Annotated in this window: 19 protein-coding genes and 1 pseudogene; 15 read left to right on the forward strand and 5 right to left on the reverse strand. The window is 59.2% G+C overall.

What is annotated here, in order from left to right; translation table 11 throughout:
• The first annotated feature begins 380 nt into the window (after positions 1 to 380).
• The 9 genes and pseudogenes from FJ954_RS11085 (at position 381) to FJ954_RS11125 (ending at position 10,451) form a co-directional block, all read left to right on the forward strand.
• On the forward strand, positions 381 to 1,298 hold the full coding sequence (locus FJ954_RS11085; RefSeq protein WP_246681051.1) for a transporter: 918 nt from the start codon (positions 381 to 383) through the stop codon (positions 1,296 to 1,298).
• Positions 1,299 to 1,374: 76 nt separating this feature from the next.
• Positions 1,375 to 2,883: an arylsulfatase gene (locus FJ954_RS11090; RefSeq protein WP_140661325.1), complete on the forward strand. Its 1,509-nt coding sequence runs from the start codon at positions 1,375 to 1,377 to the stop codon at positions 2,881 to 2,883.
• Positions 2,884 to 3,011: 128 nt separating this feature from the next.
• A complete protein-coding gene (locus FJ954_RS11095) occupies positions 3,012 to 3,920 on the forward strand; it encodes a formylglycine-generating enzyme family protein (RefSeq protein WP_140661391.1) in 909 nt (302 codons plus the stop codon).
• Positions 3,921 to 3,972: 52 nt separating this feature from the next.
• A pseudogene (locus FJ954_RS11100) lies at positions 3,973 to 5,136 on the forward strand (alpha/beta hydrolase); the annotation flags it as partial.
• Positions 5,137 to 5,266: 130 nt separating this feature from the next.
• Entirely contained in the window at positions 5,267 to 7,099 is a 1,833-nt protein-coding gene (locus FJ954_RS11105; RefSeq protein ID WP_140661392.1) for a mechanosensitive ion channel family protein, read from the forward strand.
• Positions 7,100 to 7,659: 560 nt separating this feature from the next.
• Complete coding sequence (locus FJ954_RS11110; RefSeq protein ID WP_181177799.1) at positions 7,660 to 8,604, forward strand: AraC family transcriptional regulator; 945 nt, start codon at positions 7,660 to 7,662, stop codon at positions 8,602 to 8,604.
• Between the two features lie 159 nt (positions 8,605 to 8,763).
• Entirely contained in the window at positions 8,764 to 9,033 is a 270-nt protein-coding gene (locus FJ954_RS11115; RefSeq protein WP_140619297.1) for a hypothetical protein, read from the forward strand.
• 345 nt (positions 9,034 to 9,378) lie between these two features.
• Entirely contained in the window at positions 9,379 to 9,621 is a 243-nt protein-coding gene (locus FJ954_RS31530; protein WP_181166430.1) for a hypothetical protein, read from the forward strand.
• Positions 9,622 to 9,866: 245 nt separating this feature from the next.
• Positions 9,867 to 10,451, forward strand: a complete 585-nt coding sequence (locus FJ954_RS11125) for an OmpA family protein (RefSeq protein WP_181166428.1) — start codon at positions 9,867 to 9,869, stop codon at positions 10,449 to 10,451.
• Between the two features lie 1,187 nt (positions 10,452 to 11,638).
• Here FJ954_RS11125 and FJ954_RS11130 read toward each other — a convergent pair.
• A complete protein-coding gene (locus tag FJ954_RS11130; protein WP_140619139.1) occupies positions 11,639 to 12,856 on the reverse strand; it encodes an NAD(P)/FAD-dependent oxidoreductase in 1,218 nt (405 codons plus the stop codon).
• A 1,510-nt stretch (positions 12,857 to 14,366) separates the two neighbouring features.
• Positions 14,367 to 14,531 (reverse strand): hypothetical protein, encoded by a 165-nt coding sequence (locus FJ954_RS31975; RefSeq protein WP_246677754.1) that lies wholly within the window; start codon positions 14,529 to 14,531, stop codon positions 14,367 to 14,369.
• Between the two features lie 68 nt (positions 14,532 to 14,599).
• Here FJ954_RS31975 and FJ954_RS11140 point away from each other — a divergent pair, with 68 nt between their 5' ends.
• Positions 14,600 to 15,136 carry a DUF892 family protein gene (locus tag FJ954_RS11140; protein ID WP_246681060.1) on the forward strand — a complete coding sequence of 179 codons (537 nt, stop codon included), beginning with the start codon at positions 14,600 to 14,602 and terminating at the stop codon, positions 15,134 to 15,136.
• Positions 15,137 to 15,355: 219 nt separating this feature from the next.
• Positions 15,356 to 16,183: an ammonia-dependent NAD(+) synthetase gene (gene nadE / locus FJ954_RS11145; RefSeq protein WP_140661328.1), complete on the forward strand. Its 828-nt coding sequence runs from the start codon at positions 15,356 to 15,358 to the stop codon at positions 16,181 to 16,183.
• Between the two features lie 132 nt (positions 16,184 to 16,315).
• Here nadE and FJ954_RS11150 read toward each other — a convergent pair whose 3' ends face one another.
• Positions 16,316 to 16,786: an OsmC family protein gene (locus tag FJ954_RS11150; protein ID WP_140619136.1), complete on the reverse strand. Its 471-nt coding sequence runs from the start codon at positions 16,784 to 16,786 to the stop codon at positions 16,316 to 16,318.
• Positions 16,787 to 16,817: 31 nt separating this feature from the next.
• On the reverse strand, positions 16,818 to 17,132 hold the full coding sequence (locus FJ954_RS11155) for a DUF1272 domain-containing protein (protein ID WP_140619134.1): 315 nt from the start codon (positions 17,130 to 17,132) through the stop codon (positions 16,818 to 16,820).
• Here FJ954_RS11155 and FJ954_RS11160 point away from each other — a divergent pair.
• Entirely contained in the window at positions 17,131 to 18,198 is a 1,068-nt protein-coding gene (locus FJ954_RS11160) for a GlxA family transcriptional regulator (protein ID WP_224641786.1), read from the forward strand. The genes FJ954_RS11155 and FJ954_RS11160 overlap by 2 nt on opposite strands.
• Before the next feature lie 123 nt (positions 18,199 to 18,321).
• Here FJ954_RS11160 and FJ954_RS11165 read toward each other — a convergent pair whose 3' ends face one another.
• Complete coding sequence (locus FJ954_RS11165; protein WP_140619131.1) at positions 18,322 to 19,116, reverse strand: DUF2066 domain-containing protein; 795 nt, start codon at positions 19,114 to 19,116, stop codon at positions 18,322 to 18,324.
• Positions 19,117 to 19,167: 51 nt separating this feature from the next.
• Between FJ954_RS11165 and FJ954_RS31810 the strand changes: the two genes are divergently transcribed.
• The 3 genes from FJ954_RS31810 to FJ954_RS11185 all read left to right on the forward strand — a co-directional run bounded on the left by FJ954_RS31810 (position 19,168) and on the right by FJ954_RS11185 (position 22,215).
• Entirely contained in the window at positions 19,168 to 19,809 is a 642-nt protein-coding gene (locus FJ954_RS31810; protein ID WP_210242367.1) for a CGNR zinc finger domain-containing protein, read from the forward strand.
• A 182-nt stretch (positions 19,810 to 19,991) separates the two neighbouring features.
• On the forward strand, positions 19,992 to 21,089 hold the full coding sequence (locus FJ954_RS11175; RefSeq protein WP_140619129.1) for an ABC transporter substrate-binding protein: 1,098 nt from the start codon (positions 19,992 to 19,994) through the stop codon (positions 21,087 to 21,089).
• Positions 21,090 to 21,918: 829 nt separating this feature from the next.
• Positions 21,919 to 22,215 (forward strand): hypothetical protein, encoded by a 297-nt coding sequence (locus FJ954_RS11185; RefSeq protein ID WP_140619126.1) that lies wholly within the window; start codon positions 21,919 to 21,921, stop codon positions 22,213 to 22,215.
• The last annotated feature ends 541 nt before the right edge of the window (positions 22,216 to 22,756 follow it).

The raw sequence follows: 22,756 nt of genomic DNA on the forward strand, positions 1-22,756 counted from the left end.
CCGCCGGAAAGACAGGGACATCGACGCGGGAAGCCGCATTGTTGACCACCTCCTCGCCTTCTCGGTTTCGCTCCTCGTCGAGACCGACTCCAAGCCAGGCAGCGGCAACGGAAATCCTCTCCCGGACCAACAGCTCGTCCGGGCAAACGGCCATTTTGTCAAAACATGGCTCCTTTGCGCAAAGTGGATAGCAGGCCAGTTAGATTAGACTAACCTATGAAGAAAGTGCGCGAAATCAATTGGCGCAACATTGGCCGACTCACGGCTGGCGGGGGACTATGAATAGACAAGACGTATTCCGGACAAGTGTGCTCGGGGCATCCAGCACCTTCGCCGAGGCTACGATGAGGTGCGGCATCAAGGGTTTGCTGGGCGTCGCCATGACTGCGCTCGCCAACCTGGTGATGGTTCCGAGCGTCCAGGCGGCGGAAGGTGGCGCGAGCTTCTATCTCCTCGGTTCGCGCGGCCCCATGGCGGGTTTCACCCCGCCACCAGGCGTCTATTTCCAGAACGATTTTTATATCTATTCCGGCAATGCAAGCGTCGATCTCGACCTCGGCGGAAAGCTCGTTGCGGACGTCCATGCAAAGGCCCTTATCAATCTTTCGACCGCCCTTTGGGTTTCTCCATGGCAGGTCATGGGCGGCAATCTGGCATTCACTGCGACCGTGCCGATCGGCGGACCCGATATAACGGGCAGAATTTTCCCGAGCCCGTTGTCGGTGTCAGACAGCATCACGACCCTGGGCGATCCCGTGCTTGGAAGCTTTGTCGGCTGGCACAGTGGCGATTTTCACTGGCAGACCGGAGTGAGCGTGAACGTCCCGGTGGGTGATTACCACGAGGGCGACATCGCCAATCTGTCGTTCAACCACTGGGCCGCCGACATTTACGCATCGGGCACGTGGCTGAACTCCGCTACAGGCCTTGAACTCTCGGCGGCAACCGGCATCACTTTCAACGGCGAGGATACGGCGACCCATTACAAGAACGGCACGGACTTCCACTTCGAGGGAACGATCGACCAGCATTTCAACAAGGCATTCGACGTGGGTTTGGTTGGCTATTATTACAACCAGCTGACCGACGATAGCGGGTCTGGAGTTCCCCCAGTGCTTGGCGGGTTTCAAGGCGAAGTGGCGGCGATCGGAGCCACCGCGGGCTATAACTTTCAGGTTGGCAAGCTGCCAGTCTCGACTCGGATCAAATATTACCACGAGTTCGATGCCAAAAATCGTCTGGAAGGCGACTCAGTCTTCCTAACGGTTGCCATGCCGCTTTGCGTGGCGGGGCACTGATCGGAAGAAGGGCGCGCCACATTTTCAGTCGGCCCACGCCGAATACAGGCTAGCGCCGACAAATCAAGGAGGGCTAATGAACAACGATCAGGAATTGCCGGCCGAGGCCGGTATCAGCGCCAAAATGACGAGGCGTGATGCATTGATGGCCGGTACGGCGGCTGTCGCAGCGCGGCTTGCCGCGCCGGTGGGCTTTTCGGGCGCACTCGCTGGTCTCGCCGGCGTCGACCAGGCGGCGGCCCAGACGGCACGACCCAACATCATCTACATCATCTCAGACGACCAGGGCTGGAAGGACGTGGGCTTCCACGGCTCGGACATCAAGACGCCAAACATCGACAAGCTCGCCGCCGAAGGCGCGCGCCTGGAACAATTTTATGCTCAGCCGATGTGCACGCCCACCCGCGCGGCGCTAATGACGGGACGCTATCCGTTGCGCTACGGGCTGCAGACGGGCGTTATTCCATCGGGTGGCAGCTACGGCCTTTCCACCGATGAGTATCTCCTGCCTCAGATGCTCAAGGATGCGGGATACAAGACCGCGATGGTGGGCAAATGGCATCTGGGTCATGCAAAGACTGAGTATTGGCCGCGTCAGCGTGGCTTCGATTCGTTCCACGGAGCCCTGGTCGGTGAAATCGATCATTTCAAACACGCGTCCCATGGCGTGATGGACTGGTATCGAGACAACAAGCAGCTGAAAGAGCCGGGTTTCGACAATACCTTGTTCGGCAAGGAAGCCGCCAAGGTAATCGAAAGACATGACGGCAATGCGCCGCTGTTCTTGTACCTGGCATTCACCGCCCCGCATTCGCCGTTCCAGGCGCCCGACGAATATGTCAAGAAATACGCTCACGTGGCTGATGAGCAGCGCCGGCTTTACTCGGCCATGGTTTCCGTCCTGGACGACGAAATCGGACGTGTTGTTGCCGCGCTCGAGAAGAAGAAGATGCGAGACAATACAATCATCGTCTTCCAGAGCGACAATGGAGGCGTGCGGGACGCTATGTTTGCAGGCGAATCGAAGGTCGGCAACAGCCTTCCGGCCGACAATGGGCCGTACCGCAGTGGCAAGGGAACGCTCTATGAGGGCGGCACCCGCGTGTGCGCCCTGGCGAACTGGCCGGGCAAGGTAAAGGCCGGCGACGTGAATGGCCTGATACATGTCACGGATATCTATCCGACTCTTGCCGGGCTTGCCGGGGCGAAGCCAACCAAGAACAAGCCGCTCGACGGCATGGATGTCTGGGGAACGATCAGCGAAGGCAAGCCTTCGCCCCGCAGTGAGATGGTCTACAATGTCGACCCGACCGGCGGCGCAATCCGCGAAGGCGATATCAAGCTTGTATGGTCGGCCGGCGTGTTGGAGCGCGTCGAACTGTTCGACCTCGCCGCCGACAAGTCCGAAACTACTAACCTGGCCGATAAGAAGCCGGACACCGTCAAGGAGATGAAGGCGAAGATCGTGGAAATCGCCAAGCAAATGGCACCGCCGCTGCTGATCGGGGAGGCGATCAAGCTGACCTTCGGTGCACCGCCAATTGCGGCGGATCCAACCTCGATGTTCAATCAACTCGGAGACTAGTCCCGCTCGGTTCAAAGTTTGCGTTCTATGGAACTAGAGTCATGAATGATGCAGGCATGGCTGTGCCGTCTACGGAGGATTTGGAGCATGTTCGTTCCGTTTCTCGGCACAGCCCACCATTTCCGAACATGGTGCGAATCCCTGGTGGCGAATTCCTAATGGGATCAGACCACCATTATCCGGAAGAGGCTCCAACTCACCGCGTCGTGGTCGATGGTTTCTGGGCGGATGTGACGACTGTCACCAACAGTGATTTTGCGAAGTTCGTCGCCGCGACGGGATATGTGACGGTGGCTGAGCGTCCTGCCAATGCAGCCGAGTATCCCAACGCGCCGGCGGAGATGCTCGCTCCGGCATCAGCGATATTCGTCCGACCGCCGCCTGGCACCAACCGAAGCGACCATTACCGATGGTGGGCCTATGTGAAGGGTGCCAATTGGCGCCATCCGCGTGGGCCTGCGAGTTCTATTAAAGGCCTCTACAACCACCCGGTAGTCCATCTCGCATTTGAGGACGCCGAAGCCTATGCGAACTGGGTGGGAAAGGCGCTCCCGACCGAGGCGGAATGGGAGTTCGCGGCCCGTGGAGGATTGGACGGCACAGAGTTCGCATGGGGCGATGAATTGACCCCCGGCGGCCAGCATATGGCCAACACGTATCAGGGCGACTTCCCATTCCGCAACGATTGCGAGGATGGATACGAGTGGACCGCTCCGGTCGGCTCGTTTCCTCCAAACGGCTATGGGCTCTACGACATGGCAGGCAACGTCTGGCAGTGGACCACGGACTGGTACCAGGAGCATCGTCGCATCGAAAGCCCATGTTGCACGATGACAGATCCGCGCGGCGGCCAGCGCGACGCGAGCTACGATCCGCTGACGCCTGACATCAGGATTCCGCGCAAGGTCACCAAGGGCGGGTCCTTCCTCTGCGCGCCCATTTACTGCCGGCGTTATCGTCCCGCCGCGCGCATGGCCCAGGCGGTAGACACGTCCACTTGCCACCTCGGCTTCCGTTGTATCGTGCGTCCGGTGTGAGGGACGGGGTGCCGAATCTCGGCTGGCATACCCGCAAAGGCAAAGGTGGCTAATGGCACAGTCTAGATGGGCGGGTAGGCAGGCTGTATGGAGTATATCAACTCTGTTCCTCATGCTGACGGGGTGCGGAGCAGGACCAGAAGGCGTTTTGGCGCCAATCCCCGCGAATCTGGTATCGTCGGCGGCATCAGATGTAACCATGCTGGTCGCAACCAGCCGCAAGCCTTCCGGCGACCCAGCGACCCTGTTTACAGGCGAGCGCAGCCCGGCGCTTTCCATGACCGATCTGACCATTTCAATTCCGCCGAAGCGGGCGCCCGGCACGGTCGAATGGCCAAAAACGCTGCCGCCGAATCCCGAAAAGGACTTCGCTGTTGTTGCCGTGAAGAACCTGTCGATTCCCGAGGCTCACAATTGGCTACATTCTCACAATTCGAACGGCCATGTTCTCGTATTCGTACATGGCTTCAACAACCGTTATGAAGATTCGGTTTTTCGCTTCGCGCAGTTCGTGCATGACTCGCGAGCAAGGGTCGTGCCTATTCTTTTCACGTGGCCTTCGCGCGCGAGCGTGCTCGGCTACAACTACGACAAGGAAAGCACCAATTTTTCACGGACTGCGTTCGAGCGAACGCTGAAGGCCTTGGCGGACGACCGCAGCGTGACGGACATTACCGTCATGGCTCACTCGATGGGAACATGGCTTGCCATGGAATCGCTGAGGCAGATGGCATTGGAGGACGGGCAGGTTTCGCCCAAGATCAGGAACGTCATCCTTGCATCTCCCGACCTGGATGTGGATGTCTTTGGTCGCCAGTGGACCGAACTTGGACCGAAAAAGCCGAAATTCACGATCACAGTTTCACGCGATGATCGGGCGCTTGCGGTCTCGCGTATGATAGCAGGCAATGTCGATCGGGTTGGGCAGGCTGATCCGTCAAAGGAGCCGTACAAATCGAAGCTGGAGGCAGCCGGAATAACCGTCCTCGATTTGACCGACGTGAAGACCGACGATCGCTTGAACCACAGCAAGTTTGCCGAAAGCCCGGAAATCGTTCAGTTGTTGGGAGCGCAATTGGGTTCCGGTCAAATTATGACCGACTCGCGAGTAGGCCTCGGTGACAAGCTGGGTCTGATGATTGCCGGTACGGTCGACACTGTTGGCAACGCCGCGGCAGCGACGATCAGTGAGCCCATTACGACGGTCGAGGGGAAAGCGGGCAAACCCGCGCCCGACGACCTGGAGACGATCCTGAAGGGCGATGCGATCACCGACTGATCCGTACTGGAGAACCGACGCGCAGGACTTGTCGGCTACTGCGGGTGAGGGAGAATTCGTGAACACGATGGCGGAAACAGACGTTCCCTCGTTGATTTGGGGGTTCGAACAGCTTGCAGAGCGTTTGGTTTCCGGACTGTTCGCGCGGCTTGCGGCTTTGGCCGACGTCCCCGTCGAACTTGAAAACCTGAAGGCTTCGCTTGCGGCTGGGGGAACGCCTCGTCTTGTGCTCTTGTTCGAGATTGTGTCGCTTGTTGCACTCGTCGCGGGGGTGTTCATCCTGCTTGCCCGGCGGTTCAAGAAGACGAGCGCCACAAGTAGTGGAAGGCGCGGATTCTTCGCGGGCGTGGCGGCTAGTGTGGTGGCTCTGGTGATCGGTTTCATTGCCGCGCGGCTGCTGGGCGGTTCTGGCCTGCCTTTGCAAACCCTTCGGCTTTGGACGGTGGCGACCGTGCTCGGCTTCATCACTCTCGCTGCTTTCAGATCACTATTGATGGCATCGCGGCGAACCGAGTTCGCAGAGCGCTCCGCCCATCTGGTCGCCCTCGTGCGCGACCTCTCGCTTGCCGTTGGCTTGGCGGTCATCGCCGTTACGCTGCTCGCGACGTTGCGGCTCTGGAGCGTCGGGCCGGCCTTGGACGATCTGCTGCGAACGGGCTCGGCAATTCCGATCTACCTTCTGTCTGCATGGGCGGTATGGCGGCACAGGCGCACAATGGCAGTCGCCGTAGCCGGTCCGCGCCCCAGAAGCCGCTGGCGCACCCATCTTGCCAAAATGTGGCCGGCAATCGTAATCGCGTTCCTGATAATCACCTTTCTCAGCACTCAGGCCGCGCTGACTTTGGGAGCATCGCTTCGCGGGTCGGCCGTTCTGCTGACCGCGTTGTTGTTTCTCGTGGCGCCGCATCTCGACGCAATGATCGGGAACTGGGCGCAGCGCGGCTTGGAATCTCCTGACATCTCGATCCTGACAGCGGCAGGGCGCCAGACCGCCCGCTTCACCGTCGTGGCTATCATTGTTGCCATGCTGGGAACGCTATGGGCGACACCGCTGGCTGCCGGGTTCGGCATAGATCTCCGGGAGGTCGCCAAGGGCGCATCTGGGGTGGCGCTGATCATGTTGGGGGCGGCGTTTCTATGGAACGTGGTCGGGGCCGGGACGGCTCGTGCCTTGCGCGCGGAGTTGCGCGCCGTAGGGGGTGACGAGGAGGTGCAGGGTGCGCCGCGTTCACGGCTGGGCACGCTGGTGCCGCTGCTCAACGCGGTCGGCAAATCGAGCATTCTGGCCTTGGCGCTGCTCTCGATCCTGGTGACGATCGGGATTAATGTCTGGCCGCTGATCGCCGGCATGAGTGTGTTCGGGCTAGCCATCGGCTTCGGCTCGCAGACGCTGGTGAAGGACCTGGTATCCGGGCTGTTCTTCCTAATCGACGATGCATTCCGCTTCGGCGAATATATCGAAACGTCAGGCGCCAAGGGAACCGTAGAAAAAATCTCGGTCCGGTCGGTTTCCCTGCGCCATCAGCGCGGCGCCTTGGCGACAATCCCCTATGGCTCGATTGGCAAGATTCAGAATTTCAGTCGCGACTGGATGATCGAGAAACTGACCTTTCGCGTTGCATTCAACACCGATGTCGAAAAGGTCCGCAAAATTTTCAAGAAGATCGGCCAGGATATTTCGGCCAACCCGGAACTTGCTGGAGATCTGCTCGAGCCGTTCAAGAGCCAGGGAATTGCCGAGGTTGAGGACGGCACGCTGGTCATCCGGGCCAAGTTCAAGGCGAAAGCGGGCAGAAACTTCATGATCCGCCGTGCCGTTTTGATCGCTGTGCAGCAGGCATTTCAGGAAAACGGCATTCAGGCCGTCCCAAAGCCACTAACATCTAATCCCTCGGGATAAAGCCGCGGTTTGCGATGGCGCGTGGCAAGATTGGCGCGCTTGATGTGGAAGTGCTGACACGCATCGGATCAGGATTGGCTTTCAATACGCGTCTTAGCCGCGGCAGTGCAGACGGCCGTGATAGCTCGGACTGCCTCCAGCCAGCGACGCGCTTACACCGCTGGCTTATGATCTGGCTTGCCTGCACTGATGGGGGTGATCTCATCACGCGCTTGCGCGTGTCTGCATGTCTTTGCTGCAGGTGCGCTGGTAAGCCCTGATCAGTCCAGGTCGACAGCAGATCGATGTCCCTGCCCGTCTCTAGGCTTGCCGTGACGATCGCATTATGTCGCGATCTATGCCCAGAAGCTGCGGAATTCTGCCTCTCAGCTTCGCATCGTCAATGTTTTTCGCGCCGATTGATCTGGCGCAATTTAATCATAAGCTATCCCTAATATAACTGCGCTGCTATCCGCTTTGCGCAAAGGATTAGGTTCTTGACCTCTTGGCCTTCATCGCCTTCGCACAGGGATGTGCAGCTGGGCCCGGACCAACTTGGAAGCGCAGCCTCGGGAATGTTGGTGAAAATTGACCAGCTTTCGGCCGGCGGGGCACCATCACGCATCCGACAAATTCAATCTCATGGCAAGTGGGCGCTTGACCTGGCCAACTTCAATTGCACCGTACATGCCAATGGCCGACTGGATAGCGACTCAGTGGTCGTATTGGCCGTGGAGCGCGCCTGCGGATCGACAATCTGCCGCATTCCACTTGAGGACGGCATGGTCGTCACAATCCCCGCTGGCGCGACGATATCCGCAACTATCCAGCCCGGTCTGAGGTATGCGGCCTCCGTGATTCCGACCGCCCTCTGGGCTGAAATTCAGGCGCTTGCCGTGGGAATGTTCGCGGAGCAGGTCGCCGATCATCCCAAGGCCGTCAGGCTCTCAATCGACCAAGCACGAATTGTCCGGGACCAGGTTGAGGCGACTGCGAACAATCTCGTGGCAGCTGCTGGCGATTCAATTCAACTGGAGCAGCCCCCCGATGCATTCCTGGAATATTTGGGGTCACTGGCTGAGGCTCGGGCTATTGCAGACGGTCGTGCACTCACCATCGATGTTTCTCCACGTCGATATCTCCGCCAGGCCTGGGCGGCTGAGGATTTCATCCGCTTCCACATTCAAGAAGACCTACCGATCATTCGGTTGTGCAGGGAGGTCGGCGTGAGTCGTCGTCAACTGGAGTACGCATTTCGTGCGACATTCGCGGCAAGTCCATTGGAATTCATACGCGCTCTTCGCCTAAACGAAGCCAGACGGCAACTGACGACTGCACGTGCCAATGGCCTGAATGTCACGAAGGTTGCGATGGATGTCGGGATTACCCACCTTGGTCGTTTCGCGACGAGCTATCGGCAACTGTTCGGTGAATCCCCCAAGGAAACATTCCTTCGTGCGGGAATATCGTGGCCGCGTCAGAAGCCGGCCGATGCAACGGATTGCCGGCCCGCGCCGATCGAATAGTGCAGTGCCATCACGGTACCGATAATCAGTTTTATCGGAGTTGCGCAATTCGGATAGCGGCGGTTGCACTACGAAAGGTAATTTTCTTCCCTCTTGGGAGGATTAACAATGACAAAGTTCGGCTTAAAGCTAACCGGCGCTGCCGGGGTTGCTGCAATAATGTTTGTCGGCCTGCTCGATCCGGTTGCGCCGTCCGCCTCGTTCGTCGGCTACGCTCAAGCAAGGGTGGGGCATCCGCTCACGCCTGGCAGCGCCGCCGGGGTGGCCAGACGTACCACACGGCGAGTGATCCGCCGTTCAACTGTCTACGTGACGAAGCTGCCTGCGGCCTGTGCCCAGATCTCGGTCAACGGCGTCCTGCTATGGCACTGCGGCGGCGTCTATTATCAGCCCTCCGGCGGACGTTATGTCGTCGTCTCCCTACATTAGCTGAGATGCTGGCACTAGGGGCGAATGCTGGAGGCCCGGCTCGGGCGCGGCATATCGTTTCCACCTTACTTCTCTGGCTTAGGTGCCCCTACACAGAGATGCGACTGTGATCTCGACCTCGATATGCCCAACTGGATTTGGACCGGCCAACTCGCTGATGTCGGCGCAGCATGCGGCGGACTCCGCTTTCGACAAACGCCATCTCGCTGGCCCGGCTGACTTACCTCGGACCCGCGGTGTCGGCCATTTCCATAGAAACGGGTTGTGGTGCCACCGTTGGCTGCCTCGGCCACCAGCGTCCAGACAGACTGACAATCTCGATGCCCAAGCCAGGAGCAGTACACGATGTTAAAATTGGAAATACGCGCGCTTGCCGTGTTGGTTGTTCTGGGGCTTCCTTTCACAACTTTCGTCGGTGCCGCAACGATAAGTTTTGGCGATGCGGTTGGCCTCTGGGTGCAAGCATGTGGCGCTGAAGTGCCAAAACGTTTGCAAGGGCATCAGGCCGGGCAGCGGACAACTGGTCCCCTGTATCTCGGCCAAGGCATCGCCGGCTTGCCAAGCTGCGACAACTACGTTTCTGGCTAACATGAATGCTCGTCTGACTGCGCAAGCAGCGGCGCCGAAATCATGTGCCGCCGACGTCAAACGCTACTGTTCAACGCAGAAGAAGGGCCAGGCCAAGATCCTGAGATGCCTAACGACGGGCGAGAACTTTCGTAGGCTCATGAATCCATGCAAAGAAGCAATGAGCGATGCGGGTTGGCTGGACGTTGTTTGTAAAAAGTCGAATTAGGCAGTCGACCAAGCGCGTAAACGTCCGAGGGACAATCATGAACATGAGATATTTGAGATACTTCGCCGTATTCTCGATGGCGTCGGTGCTTGGCGGCGGAACGGCGTACACTCAAAATCAGATTACGTATGGCCAAGCCGTTCAGGGTCTCGTGCAATCCGGTAAGGCTGCGGGCAAAGTGGGAATAGACACCGCGGCGATCCGCGCGGACATCCAAACCCGGATCAATACGAACGCGAGCGGACCCGAACCGATGATGGCTGCGTTCGCCAAGCTTCCACACTTCATCGTGCAAATCCAATTCGACCTGAATTCCGATGTCATTCGGCCCGAATCTTGGGTCACGATGGGGCGAATTGCCGATGCGCTCCACAATCCACTCCTGTTGGGCAATCGGTTCGTGATCGCCGGCAATACCGACAATACCGGCTCGCGGCTTAGAAATCTGGATCTCAGCCAGAGACGGGCAGACGCCGTCGCCGAGATGCTTGTAACTGTCTTCCACGTTGAACAGGTGAGACTGCTTCCTCTGGGGCAGGGTGAAGAAAATCCCTTCGACCCCAATAACCCCGCAGACGGTGTGAACCGCCGCGTCGAGCTGTTCAACATCGGACCAAAGTGAAAGACGACCGGTGCCGTCGGAACGGGGAGAAATGCTTCAACAGGAGCGTTGCTGTTGCGCGCGATACGGTAAATTCTTTCCAATGGTCAATTTGACGCGTGGTCTCATGTCTTTCTGGCTATGCGGAAGAACGGCAACGAGTGACGTAGCCGCCCCTTCTCTGCAGTGCCTCCTCGACACCTTATCCGAGAAACTCGCGCGTCCTCCGGAACGTCAGATTCAGCGCGTTATCGAATCCGGATAAGCTGTACGCGAATGTCGTAATCGGCAAACGCGGCCGACATTGGCACACGCGACGTAGGACGGGATCAGAAAGGAATATCAGTGGATCTCCCGTGGCCGGCGGAAGCTGGAAAAAGCGTGCTGATGAAATCGCATTGCGATCAGCCACAGCTGACGCCTGGGTCGAGTTCCGATGAGCTGCGCCAGGGGTACTGCCCGACGGGCACTCGTTTGTTTCCCAAGGAACATCGACAGCTACACCTAGCCCGCTCGCCTGATGTTCGGGATGTTGCTCCCTCTTGGCTGCGTTCAAGCAGCCGCAAAGCTGACCTCGAGGTCCGGTTGGGGGCGCAAAGCTGCGGTTCGCGTCGTGGATAGCTTTCGGGTCAGTCTCTCCCGCTCCCTACCGGTCTTTGCAGCACCGAGACAGACCCATCACGCCCGACACTGTAGAAGATATCGCATGCTCTCCGAGTGGGGGGAAAGGCGGTAGCGCTCTAACAACTCGAACCCCCATACCGTCGCAATGTCCAAAAACCGAATCTAGTGCCCTACTTTGTCCATAAGCACGCGCAATTCAGGCTGAGGCGCGCCCCAGAAAGTTAGAAAGCTTCCAGGAACCCCAGCAGACTGGAAGCGCAGCGGACAATGAGGTTCACGGATATCCTGGCGAACATCCGGATCTAGGCGGTCAATGTCGTCGGCAAAAGAGTGTTCGAAAAGGGCAGTCGACGGCTGCGTCGTGGGAACCAAAAAAGAAGAGAAGCAGAACTTTCGTGTGCGATTTTTGCACACAGATGCTCGCAACTGGCTGATTTTATTTATCTATCTATCCGCCCCATCCATCATAGGATCGACATCGCCAAACGACGCGTCTCGGCGCTGGGAATAGCGCGCCAGAAGACTTTTTGGAATCCATTCGTCAGGTGCAAGGCTGTGGACGCACTCGAACGTATAGGGCTGCCTCAGGTCGCTTCGCTGATACCAGCCGCCGGCCTCTGTTCCAAACGGTGCATTTTGCGCCCGATGATCATCAGTTTGCGAGCGGTGTTGTTGCGCAGCCGTCGAATGCGCCATGCCAATCCGATCTCGGTGGCGATCGCCTTGGCATAGAGGCTTGAACGCATCGCCTTTTCGTCTGCAGCAATCTTGATCGGGTCATCGTAAAAAGCAGAGACCTTTCCTGATCCCATCCCCGGTGTGGCCAACCAAAGGGGAATGTATGTCGAACACAGGCGATCGACATCAGTCAGCGCCCGATGGATGCCGTCTCCTTGCGCCGGGCATGTCGTGGAGAACGCGTCGCCGATGAAGATGACACCGTCGCGCCGGTGACCGCTGGTGGTGGTCAGGCTGACCTGCCTCAGCTCGACCGGGCTGTTGACGGCGAAGTCGCCGCAATGAAGGGCTATCTCCGGCATCAACTGCAAGAGCATTTGTTGCGGACTCGCGCGGAATGCTTGTGTCCACGGATCAGCAACGGTTCTGTATACAAACAGGTTTGCCCGCATTCGGTTTCCTATTCGGAATACGGTCAAAAAGGGAATGCGGTCTCTAACTCTCCCAGGATAGAAGGTGAGCGAGCGAGGACCGAATTGCTGGGGCGAGACCGCTAGGTCGAACCCGATCACCAGTGAATGCGCCTTCGATTGCTCAACGCGCTCCACGCCGATGGCGCGCCGTATCGCCTCGCTATAACCGGTAGCCACCACCAACAACCGGGCAGCGAGAATGGTGCCGTCCGTGAGCACAAGGCGTTGCCAGTTCGGGGCGGTCGAGACCTCGGCAACCTTCCCGACCATCAGAAGCACCTGTGGCGGCAGGGCCTCGCGCAGGCCGTTCACCAGCGGACCGTAGGAGAATCCGAACTCGGTGCTCTCCTTACGCTCAAAGAGCTGTCCGAAGCGGAAGACCTGAATTTCGTTTGTTGGGGTGACCAGGGTGTTTATGACAGGACCGAGGCCCAGCCTGTCGAACAGCTGCATCTGCTCCAAGCGAGTCTTCTCTGCCCGGAACTCGTCGTGGTGTACGCGGTGTGGATCAATCAGCGCGACCTTGCGCCCGGCTTTGCCTAACGCCGTTGCCAGGGTGGTGCCGGCCAGTCCGGCGCCCACAATGGCCACGTCGACTGATGTCGCCTCGGCGTGTTCGGCAATCGGTTCAGAGTAGGTCTGGCTCTTCATCGTGCCTCGTCGGGTGATGCCCCCGGGTATCTTGCCCGGCGCTGTCCCCCTCAACTGCCTGATTGGGATATCAGCAGTGATTAATGTTTCCGTTAACGGGCCACCACGTTTGCCCGCCGCCCGTTCACGGCAGCGGCGGGCGTCCCTGGGGATGAGTAAAGGGACTTGCCCGGGCGTGCCGCGGTGAAACAGCAAAAAGCCCGCCGCGTGGCTCCCACGCGACGGGCCTTCCTTATGGAGTGGCAACATCCCGGAGGGGATCGACACTGCTTAATTAACCTCCACCGACGACTAAAGTTCCGGGCACGAAAAAAGCCGGCCGAAGCTGCGGGCTTGCTTGACACGGCACGTTTGGCCTGCGGGTATGATGATGGTCGACGGGGTGTCGCGGCCGTAGCTACGCACAAGCGCTCACGCCTGGTCAGAATCGCTTTCTTCACGGCGCAGCTCGCGTCCCACCGGTCGAGCCCGATCCGATAAGGACCTGGGCTGCAATGCTGTCCAGGCGCTTATTGCGAGCAAACCAGCGCTCGCTCTCCTTCGGATCGATAGGCGTATGCCAATAAAATCGTGGCTTGGCATGGGATAGATGCGCTCGCCGTATTGTAATTGATGTTGCCCTTGATGGGCTTTGCTGTTTATGAACGAGGATCGTTTCCGTCGCGATCGTACCCCGACACGCCAAGCCACTAGTCTGTGCCTGACCGTGCCGTCATTCTGGTCGCGAGTGGCGGACACGCGGCACGCCCTGACCATGTGATAGCTGTCAGGCTTTGCGCGGACAATTGGCATGTGCCGCCGACCTTACCCAAGCAGCGGCGCTACGCTGCCCTAACGAAACGACCGCTGAGGCGGATCGCCAACTCGCTGGCGCACCCCCCCATCTTAAAGAGGTTGAGCGCCCTGAGGGCTACGGCTTCGCGTTCAGGATCATCACGGACGATGCCGATCGCATCGCAGCAACTTTCGATTGCTTGACACAAAACGGCGATGTCCTAGGGGAAAGGTAGTCCTGCGAGTCCACAGCCGCTTCTCCAGTCCGTGTAGGCGAAAGCGTGTTGGGCTCTTTCAAGCACTCGATTGCCAGACGGGGCGAGCGACCAGCGCACGATGGGGTTAATCTCGCTGTTAGGCTATGATAGACGAACATTCGTGAGCTAGCGACAGATCACCTCGGAAGTCGCGGAGTTTCGGTGGCCTGTTGCAGTCAACGTTATTGAAGGCCGAGACGGCCGACGAATTCCAGGAAAAATGTCTAGCGATTTTCGCCGACAATCAGGTCGAAGCGAGAAGCGGTTCTGCGTTGTCGTTGAACGGGAACGGCTCCAGGAGGATGCCGCCAGGCCAAGCCCAGCGGCATCTCCTCTGGTGACTACGGCCTTTTCAGCGACGAACCGCTACGGCGTCGTTCCAGCCTGAAGCTTGGCCGCCGTCTGGTCGATCTTGCCGGCAAGAACACCTTGGGCCCAGGCCGTGACCTCGGCGTCGACCGGCTTGTTGGCCATGTCGGTCAGCGCTGCGTCGAGTGATGCATCATCGGTGCCGCCGCCGCAGCCGCGGCCGCAGCCTCATCGGCCGCAGTATTGTCGGCGTCGACCACCGCCTGCTGGGCAGTGATGTCAGCCTGCAGCGCCGATATCTGGCCGGGCAGGGCCGCCTGCTGTTCGGCTGTCATGCCGTCGATTTCGCCTGAGACAGCGACGTCAGTGCGCTCAACTGCGAATTCAGCGTATCCAGTTGAGCCTGGGCTGCGGCAGCCGTGGCAGCGGCCGCCGCAGCCGCGGCCTGCGCGTTCTTGGCCTGAACGAACTCTTCATCGACACTTTGAAGGACATCTATTTCGCCGAGAAGAAGATCCTGGCAACCCTTCCCCAGATGGCCAAGGCAGCGCAAAGCCCTGACTTCAAGGCGGCTTTCGAAAAGCACCGCGGCCAGACCCAGGAGCACGTCGCGCGCCTGGAGAAAATATTCGAAGCCCTAGGCAAGAAGCCCCAGGGCAAGACCTGTGCCGCCATCATGGGCATCACCGAGGAGGGCGCCGAAATCATGGACGACTACAAGGGCTCTCAGGCTCTCGATGCTGGTCTCCTTGCGGCGGCTCAGGCAGTAGAGCACTATGAAATCTCCCGCTATGGTACGTTGCGGACCTGGGCTAGCGAGCTCGGCATGGCCGAAGCGGTTAAGCTTCTCGAGCTTACCCTTGGCGAGGAAAAGGACACCGACGAAGCCCTTACGCAGCTCGCCGAGTCAGCCGTGAACGTCGCTGCCGAGGCAGCTTAGGAACTGCGACTACGGTGTCTGTCATTCGCCGAGAGAGACTCGCGGATACCGCACCATATGGGTCGGTATCCGCGGCGGAACGCTTCGGAAGATCAAGCGCGCCCTGGTCTGACGGCATGGCCAAAACGCTTTCCGGTTTTCCCACGCAGGCGCAGACCGGGTCGCCGGAATCGGCACCAACGACGTTTCATTCTTTGAACAGCGGGAGCAGAAAGGGATATGACACAACAAGAAGCGATCATCAGCGCCTTGCGCGTCGCTGCGAGTTTCGATGCCGCCGCGGAGGCACGCCGACGCATCGACTTTCTAAGCGGGTACCTGCGTGCAGCCGGCCTCTGCACGTACGTGCTAGGCATAAGCGGCGGTGTGGATTCGCTCGCGGCGGCACTTCTGGCTCAACAGGCCGTAAGCGAACTGCGGAGGGCAGGATACGACGCCAAATTCCTTGCTGTTAGGCTGCCGTATGGGACGCAGGCCGATGAGAAGGACGCTCAGCGAGCACTCGAGACCATCGGAGCTGACGAAGCGCACAGGCTCGACATCAAACCGGCGGCCGACGCGATGCTCGACTCGATCAGGTCGGCTGGCGTGGAGCTCGGCAATGCTCGTCGGGAAGATTTCTTGCTGGGCAACATAAAGGCCCGTCAGCGCATGATCGCCCAATTCACACTCGCCGCTGCCAGACGAGGGCTGGTCATTGGTACCGATCATGCGGCCGAGGCAATGATGGGCTTCTTCACCAAGTTTGGCGACGGCGCCGCCGACATCCTTCCCCTTGCCGGGCTAAACAAACGCCGGGTGCGCGCGCTGGCGGCGCATCTGGGCGCTCCGCCGCAACTCGTCAACAAGGTGCCGACCGCAGATTTGGAGAACCTCGTGCCGCTTCGTCCTGACGAAGATGCGTATGGAGTAACATATGATCAGATTGACGATTTCCTCGAAGGTAAGGAAATCGACGAAGCGGCGCGGAAGCGTATCCTTGATGCGTATTTAAGCACCACTCACAAGCGTTCGCTTCCGGTGGCACCCGATCTCCCGCTTCGCTAGCGGCGTTTGGTCCTTGCCACCCGTCGGACCGGCACCATGGCGCTGGGCGGCGTTGGGCGGCCGAGCCGCCTGAACATCAATGCATTTGCAGTCGGAGGATGAGACCGCACGCTGCGGGTGCCGTTCTCTCGTTCACAATTTTCGGTAATCGGCCTCAACACGAATTGGGAAATTGACGGAACGCGCGATGTAGCAAATCTCATGAATTCGATGATGGATGGCTGCAGCCTCGTCGAGATCGATGCCGCTTTCGACCTCGATCCTGGGCCGCAATGTGGCGCCCACGAAACGCCCGGCTCCGTTTGGCTCGCTCTCGCCATGGCCCACGGGTTGATCAGTATAAGAGTGGACGACAATTCCCGCGTCACTCGCCAGATGCAGGTACCAAAGCATGTGGCAGGCCGAAACGGATGCGAGAAGGAGATCTTCGGGATTGGGTAGCGCCGGATTGCCCCCAAGCAGCGGGTCATTGGAGCACTTTATCACAGGCTTTCCGATCGTGGTTATATCCCATGTCCGGTCGTAGCCCCGATACGTTCTGGTGCCGGCGCCGCGATTGCCGGTCCATCCTATGCGGCAGGTGTAGTCGTGGAATTTAGCCATTGCTATATCTCTTCTGTGTTTGGATTTTCTCTTATCGGCCCTCCGGCGCCACGTCGTGCAGGCGCCTCGCGAGATCTGCAACCTGCTCTGCTGTCCACTTCGAGTGTGTTCGTCGGCTGCTCGCTGGATCGTGCTCAAGCCCGAGACAAGAGCCCGCGCGCCATTCACGCCTGGGCCGGATCGGCCTTGCTGAAAAATTTCCGCCGCAAGTCGGGCAAACGTCGTGCAGGACCGTCGAAACGCACTCTGCACAATAGGTGCACTCGTAGCTGCAGATTCGAGCCTCCGAACTGCCCGGGGGCAGATCGCGGTCGCACCATTCGCAATTGGGCCTGATCTCGAGCATGGACCATATCTCTTTCCTCGCCGTCTGGATCGCACAAGGTTCTCGTGGCATAAATGCCATTATGACCTCGCATTCTGCCAACGCGCACCGCGAACGACTGATCGCCTTTCTGGTATTCGATCGCACGAAGCTTCTCGATGTCACCGGCCCGCTGCAAGTTTTCAATGACGCCAAGCGAGCAAGCGGAGAACCCGCGTTTCGTACCATCCTTGTTTCGCAACGAGGCGGGCCGATCGAGACGGATGCGGGCGTTGCTCTCCACACCGTCAGTTTCGATCACTGCCGTGAGCTCTCGATCGACACACTCCTGATTTCAGGTGGGGCGACGGCCTTAGAAGCCGCAAAATCCCGTCCTCTTCGGGGTTGGTTGATCAGACAAGCAAAAGACGTGCGTCGGCTTGGCTCCATTTGTCTGGGAGCGTTCATTCTGGCCGAGTGCGGCCTGTTGGATGGCCGACGCGCCACGACCCATTGGGAGCGTTGCGCCGAACTTGCAGAGCGATTTCCCGCGATCGACGTCAGGCCAGATCCAATTTTCGTACGATGCGGGGCCGTCTGGACATCGGCAGGGGTAAGCGCCGGCATCGACATGGCGCTGGCGATGGTTGAGGAAGATCTCGGCCACACGACAGCCTTGGCAATCGCACGGGAGTTGGTTCTGTACCTCAAACGGCCCGGCGGACAATCGCAATTCAGCACTGCGCTTCGTCAACAAATCAGAGACCGCGTCGGCCGCTTCGACCGTCTGCATGCTTGGATCAGGCAAAATCCTGGCGCCGATCTGTCCGTCCCGGCACTGTCATCCTTCATGGCCATGAGCCCGCGGAACTTTGCCCGCGTCTACTCTAAGGAAAATGGACAGCCCCCAGGACGAGCCGTCGAGGCTCTACGCGTTGAGGCCGCACGAGACCTTCTGGAGACCAGCCGCCAATCTGTCCAGCAGATCGCACATGAGGTTGGATTCGGCGATCCTGAGACTTTGCGGCGGGCTTTCATGAGATCGCTCGGGGTTGCCCCAAGCGACTACAGGAGCCGCTTTGCGCAAGCTCCTCAGGATTGGGAGTGAACCTGACAAATGGCATAGCCACTCAGCCGGGATTCGCAGGCGAGGATGCTTCACAGCAGCAGCTGGCGGTGCGAGTTGGGCGACTGGGCCATGCGACCTCCCGCAATGTCATGGCACCCCGCCCTAATTGGGCGGTCGCATGCGCTTGGCGGCACCTCCAATTGCGTTGCGGAAGGCAGCATCGAAATTTACGCCGGAAACCTCCCACTTTTTACCTTCTGTAACGAGTGGGAGGCGCCAAACCGCATGCCAGCCCGGCTCGTTGGTTTCCCAATCGAGGTGCCCGACCAAGATCGCGTCAGTTCCCAATCTGGATTTCAGTCTGGCCAGGCTCCCATCAGGTATTGCATCGACGTTATCCAGCGCGAGCGCCGATAGATCGGCCTCCTTCGGAAATATGATCGGTATCGCGAATCGCACCGAAGCATCTTCAAAGCTTTCGCGCAGGTCCGACCCGTGGACGCCATCGGCGGCGAGTACATAGCTACGCGCCATATCGGTAACCTCGATGACGAGCGCCAGCTTTGGGCGCGGCCCCAACCATGGTCTCTCACCCAGCAGCGCCATCGCATGGTCCATTCGCTTGCGGTCGAACTGGAACGTGAGATCGAAAGGCCGATCGCGTGTGCCCTGCTCGTCGTGAATTGGCCTGCCGAACATGCGGTCATGATAGGTGTAGGACCAAACCATGGCAGGCGCCCCGGTCGCCAGCGAAGCGAAGGCCGGATTGTGCACGATGTCGGGATTTCCGGTCAGCTTTTGCGCTGCCAGTGCGAAACCCTCAGGGATGGCAGGGACGCGCGTTTCCTCGCGATCTCCGGTGACGATCACGCTTGAGCGATAAAGGACATCGTCATTTGCGTGGGCAGTGACTGCAAACGCAAACCAGGACAAGAACGTCAACAGTGGCTTCTTCATTTGACCCGCCCTGCCCTCTTGAGTAACTGCTTATCAGGTTACATATTGACGATGATGGAATCAACAGAATTTGTCCGGACCTACCTCTCGCCGCGCGGCCCTATGCGAATGTTGGGTGGTGCGCCCGCCCTTGACCTTGCCAACACATTGCACTGGCGCGACGGAGCAGAGATCGACTGCATACCGAGCTATCAGGATCTGTTGGTCTTTTGCATTCCGGCCCTGTTGTTGTCGGAAAATGAAGGGCGGGTCCTCGAGCGTCGTGCCGTGACTTACCCACGCGTCGCCCGCGATGTGCATCTCGAGGTGCTAACGCTACGCGCCGCCCTCAAATCGTGGCTCAATGTCTGTGCGAAAAACCTCGGCCATGACGCCGCCTCAAAACGCGTTGCCCTGCGCAGCTTTCATAAAGCGATAGCGCAAGCGGGCGGCTCGGCTGGCCTTGGCGGCATCTTGAACCTCCAATCCTCGTCGGCAAACGAAAGGCTATACCTGCCGCTGCGCCGCTCAGCAGCGGCCGCTGCTATGCTGGTGCTGTTCCCCGCAGGAAAGGACATCCGGCGATGTGAGGCTGACAATTGCGGCGGGTTTTTCATCGACGACAGCCGCTCCAAACCGAGGCGCTGGTGCTCGATGGACAGTTGCGGTAACCGCGCGAAGGCGGCCCGCTACCGCCTGGCACATCGGAAGTAGCGCATGGGAAGGCCGGCCCGGCAGCCGGTCCGCTCAAGACCTGCCGCATCGGAGGTCGAGGGGGACTGTCTCGGTGGTCGCGATGGTACAGATTGTTGGAGGTAGGTCCGACTGTCTCTATCGGTCGACGCATATCCGCTGTAGCTGGGTACCCGGCGAGCGGCGGAACCAGGAGATTTTGAATGGGATCGACTGGTCCGGGCTGCGAAGAAACGACCACAATCGGGGCACTCGTCCCTTTGACTCGCCCCGGCTGGGTTGAGGCAGGCAGACATTTGCTTGCGGGCCTTCAGCTTGCTGTTAGCGAAATCAATGGCGCTGGTGGCGTCGGCGGCAAGGCGCTTGAGCTGCTCGTCCGAGACACCGCAGCCGACCCACAGAAGGCCTTCGCGGCAGTGGATGAACTGGCTCGTTTGGGAGTGGTGGCGATAGCGGGAGAGTATCACAGTGTCGTTGCTCGCGCGGCGGCTATCAGGGCCGACGAGCTCGGCCTACCCTTTCTCTGCTCGTCGGCGGTACTCGACAGGCTAACGGAAAAACCAACGAAATGGGTCGCACGTCTTGCCCCGCCGCAGTCCCGCGGCTGGCAAATATATGCCGACTTTCTCTCGCGCGCCGGCCACGATCGGATCTCAGTTGCATCGCAGCAGAGTGTCTATTGGGCATCTGGCGTTCACATTCTTCGTGATCGCCTGCAAGCAAATGGCGCGACCTTATCGGACATCAGTATGAGCTCGCTGGACCCCTCAATGTTGTGCGACCAACTTATGGATCATGGCGCAACAGTCCTTCTTCTTCTGGTAGGCCAGCCAGATCCAGCTATCTCAATCGTGAAGTCAGTTCGCAATGACGGCCGCCTGTCCACGATCAAGATCGGCGCTCCAGCTGGGCAACCGGAATTCGCTGAATGGGCCACATTGCTAGGTGAAGATAGCGCTGCGATCCCCTTCCTGCGCTACCGACCCGGACACCTCAACCCGCTAGGATCACGCGTCGAAAGGGAGCTGCGGGAGACGTTGGGCGAGGCGCCCTCCTTCGTTGCTCTGGAAGGGTATGACACGATCCTCGTCCTTGCTCAGGCAATACGGACCTGCGGCACTGACCGGAACAGCATCGCAGAGTCATGGCCGCACATAGAGGTTGCGGGCACCCGTGGCCACATCCAGTTCTTTCGCACACCAGCTACGACCGTTTGGCAGTGGACTGGCGCGCCGATCCAAATCGCCGAAAGAACACCGGGCAACCTGGCGCAATTCAGGCGTGTTGACGATCCAAGGTGAGGCGGAGTTGGCTGGCGGAGGCTCGCGGCGGCAGCAGCGCTGTCACCATTGGCCATCCAATGCGCCTTGGAGCATTCTCCAGGCTATGGCCAACGGGCTCCGAGAAATCTGAACCTGATGAATTGTTCCATGCAGCCGCTGCCGCAGGGAGCCCGCGTCGACCTCGTGCCGGCGCGGCGCGCTGCTCTCTCCCTTGGCAAGTGATGCTTTGGCATCAGCCCTGAAAATAGTTTTGGTGTTCCCAAACGAAAGGAACATCAGCGCCTAATTGAAGTTCGGGAGCCGATTCGGATCCGACTATTGGATCCTGGAAGGATATCCAATGACCAACGATCTCTCACGCAATCAGGAACGGCGAGGTACAGCTCGGATCGTGAGCTGGGCGGTCTTCGTGATCGCCCTCGTTTTTCTAGGCCTTCTCGCCTTTTTTATATTTGCGCCCTTGTCAAACGCTTCGCGGCAAGCGACACCCCTTAAGGTTGCCCCCGAGCAAAACCAAGGCGGCAACGCACCCGCGCCCACTTCGCCTGCCGCAGGCTGATAAGAAGCGCTCGTCTCGCCGCCAGACCCGGCAAGCTGAAGCTGCAAACCGCGATTACCTCCATACCTCTTCCAGTCCCAGCATCCGCTTCGGTGGCGTGATCTTTCTCGCGCCTCAGCGCGGGTGACCTAACCGACCAAACGGTGCGTACGAATGAACGCCTGTCAGCTACGGAGGAATGGCCTCACCAATATTGGAACAATGCGGCACCCGGGCGTCAGGCAGGAACAAAGACACCTCTGCCTCGTTGCCTTCGTGAAGGGATTTCAGGCATACAGGAATAGCAAAATGAAGGTTTTGATCTTAAGCGCTTTGGCTCTTTCGCTTGCGGCTCCGGTGGTCGCTTCTGCTGCCGAGGCTGACGTGGTGGTTTCAACACATCACCGGCATCACCATGGCACAACCATCATATACAACGACGAAGGTGACCGTCTTCACCACCGGCATCGCGGCCAGGACGCGTTCTATGACAACGGCCATCGCTCGTGGCGCCATCGGCATCATCGCCGTGACACCGTCGTCATCACCCGCTCGGTGCACCGTCACCACCACAATCGGCCGGTCGTTATCCAGCAGGACGACTGATCGCTCTCCGGTCCGGCTCCATCCGTCCAACACGGGAACCGGATTGACCATCTAGAAATGAGATGCGCGTGCCCTTCAGCAGGCGTGTCATCGCTTGTCGAAGAGCATCTGGGAAGAGGTCCTTGAGGACCTCTTGTCCGCTGATCGAGCAAGCGTGCCCGACCAAGCAGCGCGTTGCGACCCCAACAGAGCCGAATGGTCGATTAGAGATGCCTATCGCATAGCCAATGCCTGCCAGACGAGTGTACTTAGTACACGACCGAGCTAGGTACTGGGCGGCGGCACATCCCTGGCCCGATGTGGTTAAGGTCGAGCGTACTGGCAGACCTCGCCCGCCGCCGAAGGTGTCGGGCTTTTTTTGTGCCGGAGAGCTGTTCGAACAACTTTCAAACGCATCCGCCGCCGCTGGTCGATCTTGAGGGAAACTCGGTATAACGTCGCGCGGGCGAGCGGATTTCACGCTCACCGCCGGCCTCGTCCGATCAGCGATTGCCGATCCCTGAATGGAACCGTTTCCTGCCGCTGCGCATTGATGGTCAAG

Origin of the sequence: Mesorhizobium sp. B2-3-15, from assembly GCF_006442875.1 — a bacterium.
GTDB lineage: Bacteria > Pseudomonadota > Alphaproteobacteria > Rhizobiales > Rhizobiaceae > Mesorhizobium > Mesorhizobium australicum.

Bases quoted from the DNA above. Each gene is read 5' to 3' on its own strand.
- FJ954_RS11165 (WP_140619131.1), bottom strand. From the start codon at position 19,116: ATGAAGAAGCCACTGTTGACGTTCTTGTCCTGGTTTGCGTTTGCAGTC.
- FJ954_RS11185 (WP_140619126.1), top strand. From the start codon at position 21,919: ATGAAGGTTTTGATCTTAAGCGCTTTGGCTCTTTCGCTTGCGGCTCCG.
- FJ954_RS31530 (WP_181166430.1), top strand. From the start codon at position 9,379: ATGTTAAAATTGGAAATACGCGCGCTTGCCGTGTTGGTTGTTCTGGGG.
- FJ954_RS31975 (WP_246677754.1), bottom strand. From the start codon at position 14,531: ATGACAGCCGAACAGCAGGCGGCCCTGCCCGGCCAGATATCGGCGCTG.
- FJ954_RS11160 (WP_224641786.1), top strand. From the start codon at position 17,131: ATGGACCATATCTCTTTCCTCGCCGTCTGGATCGCACAAGGTTCTCGT.
- FJ954_RS11150 (WP_140619136.1), bottom strand. From the start codon at position 16,786: ATGGCTAAATTCCACGACTACACCTGCCGCATAGGATGGACCGGCAAT.
- FJ954_RS31810 (WP_210242367.1), top strand. From the start codon at position 19,168: ATGATGGAATCAACAGAATTTGTCCGGACCTACCTCTCGCCGCGCGGC.
- FJ954_RS11175 (WP_140619129.1), top strand. From the start codon at position 19,992: ATGGGATCGACTGGTCCGGGCTGCGAAGAAACGACCACAATCGGGGCA.
- FJ954_RS11130 (WP_140619139.1), bottom strand. From the start codon at position 12,856: ATGAAGAGCCAGACCTACTCTGAACCGATTGCCGAACACGCCGAGGCG.
- FJ954_RS11090 (WP_140661325.1), top strand. From the start codon at position 1,375: ATGAACAACGATCAGGAATTGCCGGCCGAGGCCGGTATCAGCGCCAAA.
- FJ954_RS11155 (WP_140619134.1), bottom strand. From the start codon at position 17,132: ATGCTCGAGATCAGGCCCAATTGCGAATGGTGCGACCGCGATCTGCCC.
- FJ954_RS11125 (WP_181166428.1), top strand. From the start codon at position 9,867: ATGAACATGAGATATTTGAGATACTTCGCCGTATTCTCGATGGCGTCG.
- FJ954_RS11115 (WP_140619297.1), top strand. From the start codon at position 8,764: ATGTTTGTCGGCCTGCTCGATCCGGTTGCGCCGTCCGCCTCGTTCGTC.
- FJ954_RS11085 (WP_246681051.1), top strand. From the start codon at position 381: ATGACTGCGCTCGCCAACCTGGTGATGGTTCCGAGCGTCCAGGCGGCG.
- nadE (WP_140661328.1), top strand. From the start codon at position 15,356: ATGACACAACAAGAAGCGATCATCAGCGCCTTGCGCGTCGCTGCGAGT.
- FJ954_RS11105 (WP_140661392.1), top strand. From the start codon at position 5,267: ATGGCGGAAACAGACGTTCCCTCGTTGATTTGGGGGTTCGAACAGCTT.
- FJ954_RS11095 (WP_140661391.1), top strand. From the start codon at position 3,012: ATGGTGCGAATCCCTGGTGGCGAATTCCTAATGGGATCAGACCACCAT.